This window comes from Prosthecobacter sp. (assembly GCF_049294395.1).
Taxonomy (GTDB): Bacteria; Verrucomicrobiota; Verrucomicrobiia; order Verrucomicrobiales; family Verrucomicrobiaceae; genus Prosthecobacter.
In genome coordinates, this window is record NZ_JBAQCR010000004.1 from 59,560 (window position 1) to 72,721 (window position 13,162).

General features: G+C 59.7%; 14 protein-coding genes. 7 read left to right on the forward strand and 7 right to left on the reverse strand.

What is annotated here, in order from left to right; all coding sequences use genetic code 11:
- Window positions 1-149: 149 nt before the first annotated feature.
- On the forward strand, window positions 150-1,010 hold the full coding sequence (locus tag WAW39_RS00335) for an MBL fold metallo-hydrolase (RefSeq protein WP_422314592.1): 861 nt from the start codon (window positions 150-152) through the stop codon (window positions 1,008-1,010).
- Between the two features lies 1 nt (window position 1,011).
- Window positions 1,012-1,500 carry a hypothetical protein gene (locus WAW39_RS00340; RefSeq protein WP_422314594.1) on the forward strand — a complete coding sequence of 163 codons (489 nt, stop codon included), beginning with the start codon at window positions 1,012-1,014 and terminating at the stop codon, window positions 1,498-1,500.
- 16 nt (window positions 1,501-1,516) lie between these two features.
- Here the strand turns inward: WAW39_RS00340 and WAW39_RS00345 are convergent, their stop codons facing one another.
- Both WAW39_RS00345 and rpsT read right to left on the reverse strand, forming a co-directional pair.
- Window positions 1,517-2,437 (reverse strand): aldo/keto reductase, encoded by a 921-nt coding sequence (locus WAW39_RS00345; protein ID WP_422314596.1) that lies wholly within the window; start codon window positions 2,435-2,437, stop codon window positions 1,517-1,519.
- A gap of 96 nt (window positions 2,438-2,533) precedes the next feature.
- A complete protein-coding gene (gene rpsT, locus WAW39_RS00350; RefSeq protein WP_422314598.1) occupies window positions 2,534-2,800 on the reverse strand; it encodes a 30S ribosomal protein S20 in 267 nt (88 codons plus the stop codon).
- A 136-nt stretch (window positions 2,801-2,936) separates the two neighbouring features.
- Between rpsT and WAW39_RS00355 the strand changes: the two genes are divergently transcribed.
- Window positions 2,937-3,197: a hypothetical protein gene (locus WAW39_RS00355; protein WP_294395960.1), complete on the forward strand. Its 261-nt coding sequence runs from the start codon at window positions 2,937-2,939 to the stop codon at window positions 3,195-3,197.
- Here WAW39_RS00355 and WAW39_RS00360 read toward each other — a convergent pair.
- Both WAW39_RS00360 and WAW39_RS00365 read right to left on the reverse strand, forming a co-directional pair.
- The gene (locus tag WAW39_RS00360; protein WP_422314602.1) at window positions 3,194-3,640 is read right to left on the reverse strand and encodes a SufE family protein; all 447 of its coding nucleotides are present in this window, start codon (window positions 3,638-3,640) and stop codon (window positions 3,194-3,196) included. The genes WAW39_RS00355 and WAW39_RS00360 overlap by 4 nt on opposite strands.
- A 2-nt stretch (window positions 3,641-3,642) precedes the next feature.
- Entirely contained in the window at window positions 3,643-4,656 is a 1,014-nt protein-coding gene (locus WAW39_RS00365; protein WP_422314604.1) for a PmoA family protein, read from the reverse strand.
- 55 nt (window positions 4,657-4,711) lie between these two features.
- Between WAW39_RS00365 and WAW39_RS00370 the strand changes: the two genes are divergently transcribed.
- Entirely contained in the window at window positions 4,712-5,563 is an 852-nt protein-coding gene (locus WAW39_RS00370) for a sugar phosphate isomerase/epimerase family protein (protein ID WP_422314606.1), read from the forward strand.
- A 53-nt stretch (window positions 5,564-5,616) separates the two neighbouring features.
- Here the strand turns inward: WAW39_RS00370 and WAW39_RS00375 are convergent, their stop codons facing one another.
- The 3 genes from WAW39_RS00375 to WAW39_RS00385 are packed head-to-tail and all read right to left on the reverse strand — an operon-like array spanning window position 5,617 to window position 7,981.
- Entirely contained in the window at window positions 5,617-6,612 is a 996-nt protein-coding gene (locus WAW39_RS00375) for a GDSL-type esterase/lipase family protein (protein ID WP_422314608.1), read from the reverse strand.
- Window positions 6,609-7,022: a hypothetical protein gene (locus tag WAW39_RS00380; RefSeq protein ID WP_422314610.1), complete on the reverse strand. Its 414-nt coding sequence runs from the start codon at window positions 7,020-7,022 to the stop codon at window positions 6,609-6,611. Before WAW39_RS00380 ends, WAW39_RS00375 begins: the two co-directional genes overlap by 4 nt.
- Window positions 7,023-7,027: 5 nt before the next feature.
- Window positions 7,028-7,981 carry a hypothetical protein gene (locus tag WAW39_RS00385; protein WP_422314612.1) on the reverse strand — a complete coding sequence of 318 codons (954 nt, stop codon included), beginning with the start codon at window positions 7,979-7,981 and terminating at the stop codon, window positions 7,028-7,030.
- Between the two features lie 145 nt (window positions 7,982-8,126).
- Here WAW39_RS00385 and WAW39_RS00390 point away from each other — a divergent pair, with 145 nt between their 5' ends.
- The 3 genes from WAW39_RS00390 to tdh all read left to right on the forward strand — a co-directional run bounded on the left by WAW39_RS00390 (window position 8,127) and on the right by tdh (window position 13,124).
- A complete protein-coding gene (locus WAW39_RS00390; RefSeq protein WP_422314614.1) occupies window positions 8,127-10,610 on the forward strand; it encodes a PSD1 and planctomycete cytochrome C domain-containing protein in 2,484 nt (827 codons plus the stop codon).
- Window positions 10,607-12,031: a DUF1501 domain-containing protein gene (locus WAW39_RS00395; protein ID WP_422314616.1), complete on the forward strand. Its 1,425-nt coding sequence runs from the start codon at window positions 10,607-10,609 to the stop codon at window positions 12,029-12,031. The genes WAW39_RS00390 and WAW39_RS00395 overlap by 4 nt, the downstream gene beginning before the upstream one ends.
- Before the next feature lie 64 nt (window positions 12,032-12,095).
- Window positions 12,096-13,124 carry an L-threonine 3-dehydrogenase gene (gene tdh / locus WAW39_RS00400; protein WP_422314618.1) on the forward strand — a complete coding sequence of 343 codons (1,029 nt, stop codon included), beginning with the start codon at window positions 12,096-12,098 and terminating at the stop codon, window positions 13,122-13,124.
- The last annotated feature ends 38 nt before the right edge of the window (window positions 13,125-13,162 follow it).

Sequence of the window (13,162 nt, forward strand, 5' to 3'; positions counted from 1 at the left end):
TAGGCCATGCAAGGGAGTAAATCAACCAGCATTCTATCGGCCAAGATGGCACCTATTTTAAATCTCCGAAGCAATCCGGGGGGGGGCTTCACCTCCATGCGAGGCTCATCCGCCTTGCATCTGATGAGGCCAGCCGCTAAAAACAGGGCATGGTGAGACTAACAATTCTTGGCAGCGGCAGTTCGGGGAACTGCGCTGTTATTTCGACGGAACGCACCACTTTGCTTCTCGATGCCGGATTGAGCGCCAAGCAAATCTGCCTGCGGCTGGACGCCTGCGGTTTTTCCCTCGACATGCTGGACGGCATCCTGCTGACGCATGAGCACCAGGATCACACGGGGGGGATTGAGGTTCTGAGCCGGAAACGCCAGGTTCCCCTGTTTTGCACCGCCCTGACCCAGGAAACCCTGGCTGGGAGCCTCGGATTCCGCAAACCGCCCATCTGGCGGCTGATGACGACGGGGGCGGCTTTTGAGTTTCAGGACCTGCGGATCGAGTCTTTTCCGGTGCCGCATGATGCGGTGGATCCGGTCGGTTTTGTGATTTCCGATGAGGAATCCCGCCTGGGGGTGCTCAGCGACGTGGGATTCGTGACGAATCTGATCAAGGACCGCCTCAGGAATTCCGACAGCCTCTTCATTGAGGCCAATTACGACACCCAACTGCTGGAAAATGACACCAAGCGTCCTTGGTCCACGAAGCAGCGCATCAGCTCGCGCCATGGCCATCTATCCAATGATCAGGCCGCTGAGCTCGTCCGTGAAATCGCTCATCCGGGGCTGAGTCACGTGGTGCTGGGGCATTTGAGCGACGACTGCAATGATCCCGCCACGGCCTCCCGGTACATCAGGCAGGCCCTGGACTCTGCCGGAGCCCCTGATGCCCGGGTGGTGTGTGCCGAACGCCACAAGCCCACGCCGACCATCGAAGTCGTGCGTCGGCGGAGCACCAGTGTGAGCTTCTGTGTGGCGGCTTCATCGGATTCCACCGGGCAGCTGGTCCTTTTTTGACATGAAAAAAATCATCCTTCGCGTCCTGCTGGTTCTGTTTCTGATCGAGGGGCTCTGGCTGGCATGGTGGGTTTTTGGGCGTTCCCCGGAGGAGCAGGTGCGTGCCGCGCAGGCGAATTTGATTGAGGCGGTTGAAGACCGTGACTGGAAGAAGCTGGAGAGGCTGATGGCGCCGAACTACACGGATGCCTTTGGCCACAACCGCGACACGGCGATTCAGGACGGGCGAAAATATCTCAGCGGCTTCTTCACGCTGATCTTGAAGACGGAGCAAACCACCCTCAAAGCGACGAAAGGGCAGGGGATGGTGACCACGATGATCCGCCTCGAAGGCAATGGCGTGGGATACAGCCACATGATCGTGGGGTATGTGAACCAGTTTACCGAGCCTTGGACTTTCCACTGGAGCAATCCGGGCCGCTGGCCATGGAACTGGCAGGTGAACATGATCCACCACAACCAGCTTGTGGTCCCGCAAGTGCAAGATTGACCGCTCTGAGCGGGCCTCACGGCACGCCGTGCCCTTTGGCAGCCTCCCAGAGGCCGTACCAGTCTTCGCGTTCCAGTTTGATGTCTGCCGCTTTCACCACGGCCTGGATGCGCTCCAGCTTGTTCGTGCCGATGATCGGCAGCGGGCAGGAAGGATGAGCCATGATCCAAGCGTAAGCGAGCTGGTCGAGCGTGGCGCCGCCGTATTTGGCGGAAAGCTCAGCGGCTTTGGCATGGAGACGGACTGCGGCAGGGTCTGTTTTCTCCATCAGGGCACCTTTGGCCAGTGGAGACCAGGCCATGGGCAGGATGCGGTGGCGCTGGCATTGATCGGCCGTGCCATCGTAGATCGGGTCCATGTGCAAGAGGCTGAACTCGACCTGATTCGTCACCAGGGGCTGGTCCATGCGGGAGTTCAGCAGATCGAACTGATGCACATTGTAGTTGGAGACGCCGGCGCTGCGGATTTTGCCGTCCTTGAGCAGTTTGTTCAGGCCCTCGGCGGTTTCGTCGGCGCTGGTCAGCCAGTCTGGGCGGTGCACGAGCAGCAGATCGATTTCGTCAATGCCCATGAAGCGCAGCGATTTTTCCGCGCTTTTGATGATGCGGGCGGCCGTGACGTTGTAGTGGGCGACTTTGCGGTCGGGATGAAACTCGCAGGGGATGTAGATGCCGCATTTGGTGACGATCTCGATCTTGCTGCGGAAGGCGGGGTCGAGCTTGAGCGCGCCGCCGATGGCCTCCTCGACCTTATAAACGCCGTAAATTTCCGCTGTGTCGAGCGTGGTGATGCCCATGTCGGCACAGGCCTTGAAGCGGCTGAGCAGCGCCTGCGGGGTGCAGTTGGCCTTGTCCTCCTCATCGAGGATGCGCCAGGTGCCGTAAACGAGGCGTGAGAACTCAGGGCCGTTGGGGGCGATTTTGTGGCGGGTGATCATGGGTGGGCGATCTTTGCTGGCCTTGCCCCGTCCGACAAACAAAAAACGGCATCTCTTGCGAGATGCCGTTTGGAAACAGGTTTTGAAACGGACCGCTTACTTCGTCAGGGCGCTGACCTTGACGGCGAGGCGGCTCTTCAGACGGGAGGAGGTGTTCTTCTTGAGAACGTTGGTCTTGGCGGCCTTGTCGGCGGCGGAAGCGAATTCGCTGAGGCTGGCGGCAGCTGCGGCGGCATCCTTCTTCTCAATGGCGGCGACCACCTTCTTGCGCAGGGTGCGGATGCGGCTTTTCACCGTCTGGTTGTGAGCGGTGCGGACCGTCGTTTTGCGGATGTCTTTTTCTGCGGAGCGGATGTTGGCCATAAAAGGAGCGGGGGAAAGGGGCGACGAGAATAGGACGACACCCCCCGCCTGTCAAACTGGAATCCTGTCTGTGTACAACTGGCAGGTTTTGCTTGGCTCCGGAGGGCAATTCCGGTAGAACCGCTGCATACCACCCATGATCGAAGTCGAAATCTACGCGCCCGGCCTCCGTTCTGAGTCCAATGTGATGCAGCTCCGCAACCAAATGGACCACTTTCCCAAGGTCCGCTACAAGGTGGATGCCCGCCATGACCTGGTCTATTTCGAGATCGACAAGCCCGGAGACATCAGCCAGATGGAAATTCACCAGATCTTTGATGCCATCGACCTCCAGCCCCGCTTTGTGGGCCAGATTCCCGAGGAATTGCGCACAGGGCAGACCACGAGGCTGGGCTAGTTCGCACCTTTTTGCAGCGCCTGGGCCGCCTGTTTCATGCGGCCCAGGACGTAATATACCGTCTGGCTGCGCAGCCGGACGAGATCAGCGCCAATGATGCGAGGCACAAAATCCTGCGGCACCGCCAGGACCTCTGAGAGCGTCGATCCATTCAGCCCCCGGCACAGGATGGTGGCCATCGCTTTCGTCAGGGTCTGCACCTTGGGCCCCAGGCTGATGGCAAAATGAACGTGGTCTCCGTGCTCAAGGCGGGCGTGTACCCCGACGGTGTCCGTGCATTCCGCATCGTGCCGCACATCCTCCAAATCAAACTTTTCGCCCGCTTTCGGTGCGTAGGTGTCTGCGGCAGCCGCGAGGTCGATCAAATTTTCCCGTCGCTCGCCTTCCGGCAGCGATTCGAAAAAGGAGATCAGTTCGCCCAAGGCGGCGGGGTATTCAGCCATGCTCACTTCTTGGCCGGTTTGAGCGCCAAATCCACCACGGGCATGGCGATGAATTTCTGCCACTGCGCCTCGCTCTCGGCCTGCGAAGCCACCCCGTCATGCACCCAAAGGGCGTAACGCACGCGCAGCTTTTTCTCCTCAGTGACTTCCACGGGGGTGTCCAAGCTCAGGCAGCAGCCCATCCAGCCGTCATTGCGCACGTGGAAGGCGGTCGGGTTGTGCGGGTTCATCGGGTGATTCATCAAGGTGATGCCGCCGAAGCCGTCCGCGTCGTTGGTGATGCGCCCGCTGTAGTCGCACCAGCGCGCTGGTTTGCGGAAGATGGCCTCCTCATTGAGCTGCCCTTCGGAATTCAAAATGCGCCCCCCTCCGTCGTGCACGCCGATGCTCTTCGCCATACGCACCGCCACCAGTCCGAAGCCGGTGGCGCCAAAGGTGGTGGTCTTTCCCTTCGGGGGTGAGAACTCCAGGTCGATGATCATGAACCAGCTTTTGGCGCCGTCGATGGGGCGGATCTCCGTGCGGCGCACCTCGGTAAGCTGAAGCGATTTGTCTGCTTCGCTGATCCAGTGGTTCACCATGCGAATGGAGGCAAACTCGTCGGTGTCTTCATAGCCTTCACGCGAGACCTCCACATTGATGATGCGGCCCTGCTTTTTGGCGTAGTCGCCCCAGAAATCGAGGTCGTTCACCATGTTGTGCGTCACCCAGACGCTGTTGTGGTGGGAATGAGTCAGTGGATCATGCGGATGCCCCATGCGGGTGAGGCTCACATCCTTGGAAGCCCGGATGGGGTGCCAGAATGGGCGCATGTCCTGCGGATCGAAATGCATGGCGGTCAGTTCGCGGCCGTCGAGCTGAAAGGAGGTGATGTGATGTGGCAGTGGCACGGCCTGCACCCGTGGGATGGGTTTGGTCGTGGGCAGCTGCGCTAGGGCTGCTGACGCAGAAATTAAAAACAGGATGGAGTGTTTCAGCATGTCTCCACAACGCTGCTCCACGGTGCCCTTTTCCATTCTCAGTTCTTCCATTTCTCCGAGAACTCGCCAAAATCCCCTCTTCCATCCATCCATGAAGCACATCCTTCTCTCACTCCTCCTCGCCACCGCATCCTTTGCGGCCACGATCCCTGAAGCCGCCAAAGTCGGCCAGTTTTTCGCAGGCTGCCAGGCCTACAGCTTCCGCATGTACAATGTGTTTGAAGCCATCGACAAGACCGCGCAGAGCGGTGGCAAGACCATCGAATTCTACCCTGGTCAGAAATTTTCAACTGCCAAGCCGGATGCGAAGTGGGACCACAATGCCACGCCGGAAATGATCGACGAGGTCATGAAGCACCTCGAAGCCAAGGGGCTCACCGCTGTCGGCTACGGTGTGGTCAAGCTTGGCCAGGATGACGTTTCCAACCGCAAGATTTTTGAGTTCTGCAAGAAGCTGGGCATTGGCGTGATCGTCACGGAGCCTGATGTGACCGCGCTCGACAAGATCGAAGCGCTTGTGAAGGAATTCGACATCAAGATGGCCATTCACAACCATCCGAAGCGCCCGCTGGACCGCGCCTACATGTTCTGGGACCCGAACTACGTGCTCGATCTCGTCAAAAACCGCGACCCTCGCATGGGCTCCTGTGCTGACGTGGGCCACTGGGTGCGCAGCGGGCTGAACCCCGTGGATTGCATCAAGATCCTCAAGGGCCGCATCTTTGACAGCCACATGAAGGACCTCACGGCCTTTGGTGACGTCAAAGCTTATGACCTTCCTTTTGGCACCGGCAAGAGCGACATCCCGGCCATCCTCGCCGAATACGCCGCCCAGGGTTATCCCGGCCCACTGCACTGCGAATACGAGCACAACTGGGAGACCAGCGTGCCTGAGATCACCCAGTGCATGGACTTCGTGCGCAACTGGAAGCCTGCGAAGTAAGGCAGACGCTTATTTCGAGAAGCCGGGGGCTGCGGTCCCCGGTTTTTTTGTGCCTATTTGGCTTCGTCCATCAGCTGCTTGACCGTGGGCTCAATGGCCTCTGCCCAGATGCGGTAGCCTTTTTCGTTGGGGTGGAGGAAGTCGGGCATGATGTCTTTCGTGATCAAGCCTTCGGGGGTGAGGAACTTCGGGCCGATGTCGAGGAAGGTGACGTTGTGAGTGCCGTGGAGCTTGGAGATGATGGCGTTGATCTCGGCGATTTTCTCGCGCTGGGGGTTGGGTTTTTCGCCGCGGGGGAAGATGCCCAGCAGGAGGATTTTGGACTGTGGCAGACGCTTGGTGAACTCCTGAACGATGGCTTCGATGCCTGAGGCGATGTCGGGAGCGGAGCAGGTGCCCGTGTTGTTTGTGCCGATCATCATGACGACGAGTTTGGGGGCGATGCCGTCGATGGCACCATGCTGGAGGCGCCAGAGGACGTTCTCCGTTTTGTCCCAGCCGAAGCCGAGGTTGCCTGCATTGCGCGGGGTGTAAAATTCGCCCCAGGTCTGCTGGCCGCGCAAGGCGTAGCTGTCGAACTGTTCACCGCCGAAGAAGTGCGTGATGGAGTCGCCAATGAAGAGGATCTGCGGCCTGGCTTTCTTTACGGCGGCGCTGGTGAGTTCGTGGCGCTTGGCCCAGTCGTAGCTGGGCCAGCTACGGTCTTGAGTGGTGGCCACGACAGTGCTTGGTGCGGGAACGGCAAAACTTGGCAATGGGGCAAAGACCTGTTCGGTGAGCTCGCTCATGTTTTTCCGATCCTTTGAAAAGGTGCGCGCTTTCAAGGTGCCGCCGTGGGGCAGGTCGATGGGAGCGAGATAGGGGTTTGATTTCGCGATGGGATCTGCGCCGTCGAGTGTGTAGAGGACCGTGGTGTCTGGTGGGGTGCTCTCCAAGGTCACGATGCCGCTTGGACTGCGCTTTGCGGTGGGTGGCGCGAGCTGCAGTGCGGTTTGTGCGCAGAGCTGGGTGCTGAAAACAAGCAGGGAGAGAAGCAGGTGTTTGCTCATAGAAGCGTGAGGCTAACAAGGATGCCGCGTGCTGTCCATGCGAGCGTGCGGATCCAGTTGGTGAGGATGAGGCGGCGGATGAGAGAGGCATCGAAACCGCGTCCGAGCCGGGTGTGAATGGGGGCCTGAAACACCGCCGTGGTGAGCCAGATGATGGGGATAAGGCCCGTGCTGATGTAGAATGGCTGCGCCTGCCTCCCTTCATAAAGCAGCCATGCGGCGGTGGCGGCCTCCACGAACAACAGCGGCGCGACGATGAGGCCGATGCGGAAGCAGTGGGCGAAATGGTAGTCTTTGAACTCTGCTGAGGCCACCCGCTGGAACTGCGGATAGACGAGGATTTGCACGACCCAGATCAGGCCGACCAGCATCCAGGTGACCGCGAGGTGGATTGAGAAGAGCCGGGCCATCGCGCTCAGGGTTGAATTGATCCGACGTCTGCGGCTTGATGCAGTTTCTGCATCTCGGCATCGCTCAGGGCGCGGTTGAATACTGCGAGGCCGCCGAATTTGCCGATCGTGGCCTCTCCGGTCATCGAGCCCACGGCCATGCGCGCACCGACAGTGAAGTCAGACGGGGCGATCTTGGTTTGTGCATGCAAGGCGGGATCGTATTTGAAGATGCCGCGGCCATGATAATATGGGTTCATGCCGCGGTCTTTGCCGTCAGGGCCTTCCTTGATGAAGTAGGGATCGTTGCGCTTGTCTTTCACGGCATCCAGCGTGCGTGCGTCGAGCACGCCGTTGATGTAGGCGCGGATGTATTTCGAGTCGTAGGTGAAGGCCAGTGTGCACCACTGCTCTTCGGGGACTTCGAGCTTGGTGGCTGCGTAATCGGCGCACCATGGGAACTTGGTGCCGTCGGCACGCATGGTCACGCCGCCTTCGCTGCTGATGTGAGGCACAAGATTGCGCGGGCCGCCGTAGGTGGGCATGTTCATGAGCAGCGCGTACTGGCGCGTGCCGGTGTCATCGTTCGCGCCTTTGCCCTCGCTCCACATGCCGGCGATGGTGCGGCTCTTTTTGAGATCGACGATGCGCACGACGGCAAAGAGCGTCACCTGTGCGTCCTTGCCGGAGATGTTCAAATCACCTGTCTCGGCATGCTTGATCTCAAAGTACTGATGGCCGTTCAGATCTGCCGAGTAACCGGAGAATGGCCCGCCTGTTGCGCGCTTGATGGGGCCGTTTACCTCGCTGAGCGGGTGTTTTTCCTGGGTGCCTTGTGAGACACGTTTCTGGCCCGCCTCCTCTCCAAAAGTCCAGAAGCCGACAAGGCCGGGTGTCTTTTCGATGACGGTGGCGTCACCGGCAAAAGCAGATGTCAGGGTGATGGCGAGGGTGGGAAGAATTCGGATCAGGGAGCGCATGGAATAGAGAATGATGGCAGGCACACCAAGGCCTGGGAAGGATGTTTTTGGACAGCAAAAGGAAGGTCCGCCTGCGACTCCGTCCGGGGCAGTGCGAGGGAAGTGCAAAAGAGTCGCGGCTTCAGGGACGTAGTTGCCTGTGCCCATGCCTTTTCACCCTGCCGTATTTTGTCGTTCATTTGCCCGCGTCTTGAGCTGCGGCGTATTGGCGCTTCTGCCCTCTACGGTGCTGGCGGTGGATTATGAAAAGGAGATCAAGCCTCTGCTGAAGGAGCGCTGCTATGCCTGCCATGGGGCTCTGAAGCAGAAGGCTGGCCTGCGACTGGACACCGCCACGGCCATGCGCAAGGGCGGGGACAATGGCGATATTATATCCGGCGATCCTGGACTGCTACTGGAGCGTGTGACGACTGCTGACAAAGATGACCGCATGCCGCCGGAGGGTGAGGGGTCCATGTTCACAGCGGAGCAGGTGGCCAAACTTCAATCCTGGGTGGCTGCCGGGGCTCCGGCTCCTGCGCAAGAAAAGCCTGAGGATGATCCGCGTGCGCACTGGGCTTACCAGCCGCCCAAATCATCCGGCCATTCCATGGATGCGCTGCTGGCTGCGCGCCTCGCGACGAAAGGATTGAAACCGCAGCCGGAGGCCGCGCCGGAGCTGTGGCTGCGCCGCGTTTATCTGGACCTCATTGGTCTGCCGCCCACGGCGGTGCAGATTCATGCCTTTTTGCAGGACACGTCTGCGCCCGCGCGCTTGCGGCTGGTGGATCAACTTCTGGCCACGCCTCAATATGGCGAGCGCTGGGCGCGGCACTTCATGGATATCTGGCGCTACTGCGACTGGTACGGTCTGGGCGCGCAGCTCCGCCACAGTCAGAAGCACCTCTGGCACTGGCGCGACTGGATCGTGGAATCGCTCAATGCCGACAAGGGCTACGACCAGATGATTGTGCAGATGCTGGCTGCTGACGAACTCGCACCGGAGGATAGCGACAACTTGCGCGCCACCGGTTTCCTGGCGCGCAGCTACTACCTTTTTAACCGCACCACGTGGCTGGATGAGACCATCGAGCACACCTGCCGCGCTTTTCTGGGGCTGACGATGCAGTGCGTGAAGTGCCATGACCACAAGTATGACCCCATCGAGCAGACGGACTACTACCGCATGCGTGCCATTTTCGAGCCGCTGCATGTGCGCCTCGATCCTTGGGAAGGCGAATCTGATTTCGAGAAGAACGGGCTGCCACGTGTGTTTGACCTGCATCTTGATCAGCTGACCTACCGCCATGTGCGCGGCGACGAAAAGAATGAGGACAAGTCTCGGCCTATGCCGCCCGGTGTGCCGCGTGTGCTGGAGTTTGCCTCATATGAGGCCAAGGCTGTGAAGCTGCCACCTTCCTCTTCCAGACCGGTGCTGCTGCCGTTTGTGCTGAAGGATCATCTCGCGGCAGCGGACCAGCTGCTCGCGCAGGCGCAGAAGGCCGGGGATGCCGGCGCGGTGAAGCTGGCGGGTCTTCGCCTCGCCATGATTCAGGCGGTGTATGCTGCTGATCTTGCCAAGGGGGACAAGGCGATCGCGCAAGCGGCGGCGCTGGCCGAGGCGCGTTATGGCGAAGCCAAGGCGGAGGAGGAGCTTGCGAAAGCAGAGGCCGCGCCCAAGGCCAAGGATGCAGACAAGAAGATCAAGACAGCGCGGGAGGCGCTGGAGAAAGCCAGAACGAAGGTGTCCGCGCCGGGCGACACATACACTTCGCTGACTGCGAGTTTCAAAGCGCAGGAAGGCCCCGGAGAGAATGGCAATGCCAAGGTGCAAACTTATCCCGAGACCAGCACGGGCAGGAGGCTGGCGCTGGCGCGATGGATCGCTGACAAGCGCAATCCGCTGACTGCGCGGGTGCTGGTGAATCACGTGTGGGCGCGGCATTTTGGTGTGCCGTTGGTTGCGGATGTGGGCGACTTTGGCCGCCGCGCCACTGCGCCGCTGCACCAGGATGTGCTCGACAGTCTGACGACGGGCTTCATGGAGAATGGGTGGAGCATGAAGTGGCTGCATCGCACCCTGGTGCTGTCGGACTTGTATCGGCGCAGTTCCTCAAATGCGGGAGCTGATCCCCAAACTCTTGCCGCAGATCCTGATAATCACTTGCTCTGGCGCATGAATCCGCGCCGCATGGAAAGCCAGCTCGTGCGCGACAGCCTGCTGCATCTTTCCGGCCGACTGGATCTTACTCTGGGCGGTCCGAGTTTGGACCCCGCCAAGGCCGAGACCAGTCCGCGGCGCTCGTTGTATTTCATCCAGAACGCTGATGTGGAGCACCGCTTCCTGGCTGTCTTTGACAACAGCAACGTGCTGGAGTGCTACCGCCGCAACGAAAGCGTGGTGCCGCAGCAGGCGCTGGCGCTGACGAACAGCGGGCTCAGCCGTGAGTGTGCGAATGCGCTGGCTGCGTCGATGACCAAGCTCGATGCGCCCACATTTATTGATCAGGCGTTCCTAGCCATCCTGGGCCGTCTGCCGCTGGATGCGGAGCGACAGGCCAGCCTCGAAGGCTTCCATGCCTTGAACGAGGACCGCAGTCTGTTTCTCCAGGCTCTCATCAACCACAACGACTTCGTCACTCTGCGATGACACCGCGCCTTCCACCCACGCCTTTCCTGCGCCGCGACATCCTCGGCGGACTCGGAAGTATTGCCATGGCATCCATGCTTCGAGGAGAAGAAGCATGGTTGCCGCCCGATGGTCTGCCGATGATTCCTCAGCGGGCCAAGCGGGTGATCTGGCTCTTCATGCGCGGTGGGGTGAGTCACATGGAGAGCTTTGACCCCAAGCCCATGCTCACGAAGTATGCGGGCAAGTCCATTGGTGAGACGCCTTACAAGGAGGTGCAGAATCCGGAGAAGCTCAAGAAGGTGCGCGTGGTGGTGGTGAACGATGCGAACGGCCAGCAGCGCAATGTCATTTACCCCCTGCAAACCGGCTACAAGCGCTACGGGCAGTGCGGGGTGGAGATCAGCGACTGGTTTCCGAATATTGGCTCATGCTCGGACGATATTTCCTTCATCCGCAGCATGTGGACCACGGATGACAACCATGGGGCGCAGGTGCAGTTTCACAGCGGAAGACACATGCTGGAGCCACGGGTGCCGACGCTCGGCGCCTGGGTGACCTATGGCCTGGGCTCCATGACGGACAATCTGCCGTCCTTCATCAACATGGGGCCGCGTTTTTTTGATGTGCGGGACGGCCACTATCTTGGCCCCGCTTATGACGCGGTTAACCTGAAGGTGGATCCGAGGAATCCACTCACCTATGCCGCGCCGGAGTTTGAGATCGGGAGGGAGAAGCAGGAGGCGCAGTTTGATCTCATTCACCGGCTCAATGGATTGAATGCGGAGCAGTATCCTGGCGACAAGACGCTGGCCGCGCGCATGAAGAGCTACCAGCTGGCCTACAACATGCAGACAGCCGTGCCGGAGACGATGAACCTCGATGCCGAGAGCGCAGAGACGAAAAAACTTTACGGCATGGATGACAAGGTGGCGGAACCGTTTGCCCGGCAGCTCATCGTGGCGCGCCGTCTCGCGGAGCGTGGTGTGCGTTTCATCCAGCTGCAGCATGGCGATGGGGCGGCGGGTGCGTGGGACTCGCATTCCGGGCTGAAGAAAAACCACTCCAGTCTGGCGCAGCAGGTGGACAAGCCCATCTCCGGCCTGCTCAAGGATCTCAAGCAGCGCGGCATGCTGGATGATACGCTCGTGGTCTTTGCCACCGAATTTGGCCGCACGCCGGGATCTCAGGGCAGCGATGGGCGCGATCATCATCCGTATGGCTTCAGCGTGTGGATGGCCGGCGGCGGCATCAAGGGAGGCACGATCCACGGCGGCACGGATGAGCTCGGCTTTCACCCGGTGGAGCACCCGCACTACGTGACGGATGTACATGCCACCATCCTGCATCTGCTTGGGCTGGATCCGCACCGTCTGGAAATCCCCGGCCGTAAGCGGTTAGAGCGGGATTTCGGCAAGGTGATTCCGCAGATCCTGGCGTGAGGTAAAAAATATCAGTTGCCGATTTAATGGACAAGTGTCCAATATATCGACATAAGCAACCATTATGAAAGCACTCGTCAAGGCACGGTCTGAACGCGGTCTCTGGCTCCAGGATGTCCCGGAGCCGCAAGTAGGCATCAATGATGTCCTCATCAAGGTTCACAAGACCGGCATCTGCGGCACGGACCTGCACATCTACAAGTGGGATGCCTGGGCACAGAAGACGATCCCGGTGCCGATGGTGGTGGGACATGAATTTGTGGGGGAGGTTGTTTCTGTCGGCTCGAACGTGAATGACTTCCATCCCGGCGAGATCGTCAGCGCCGAGGGGCACGTCGTATGCGGGCGTTGTCGCAACTGCCTCGCGGGCCGGCGTCACCTGTGCAAAGACACCGTCGGCATCGGAGTGAACCGCACCGGGGCCTTTGCCGAATACATCAGCGTGCCGATGACGAACGTCTGGCATCATCGCGAGGGAGTGGATGAAGAAGTGGCGAGCATCTTCGACCCTTTTGGCAATGCCGTGCACACGGCACTGGCGTTTGAATGCCTAGGCGAGGATGTGCTCATCACGGGAGCCGGTCCCATTGGCATCATGGCGATTCCTGTTGTGAAACATGCCGGAGCACGCCACGTCGTCATCACGGATGTGAATGAGTACCGCCTCAATCTGGCGCGCGAGATGGGCGCGACGCGTGCGGTGAATGTGTCGACGGAGAAGATCGAGGATGTCCAGAAGCAGCTGGGCATGAAGGAGGGCTTTGATGTCGGCCTGGAAATGAGCGGGAACGCGGCCGCCTTCCGCAGCATGATCGACAACATGTGCCACGGCGGCAAGATCGCCATGCTCGGCATTCCCAGCGAGCAGATTGCCATCGACTGGAACAAGGTGATTTTCAACATGCTCACCATCCACGGCATTTATGGACGCGAAATGTATGAGACCTGGTATCAGATGAGTGTGATGCTTGAAAGCGGTCTGAACATCAAGCCGGTCATCACCCATCGATTCCACTACACCGAATTCGAAAAAGGCTTTGCGGCCATGGAGTCCGGCAATTGTGGCAAGGTGGTGCTTGACTGGTCGGCTTAGTTTTACGGCTCTTGCTATCTTCTTCGATATTCGTTAGG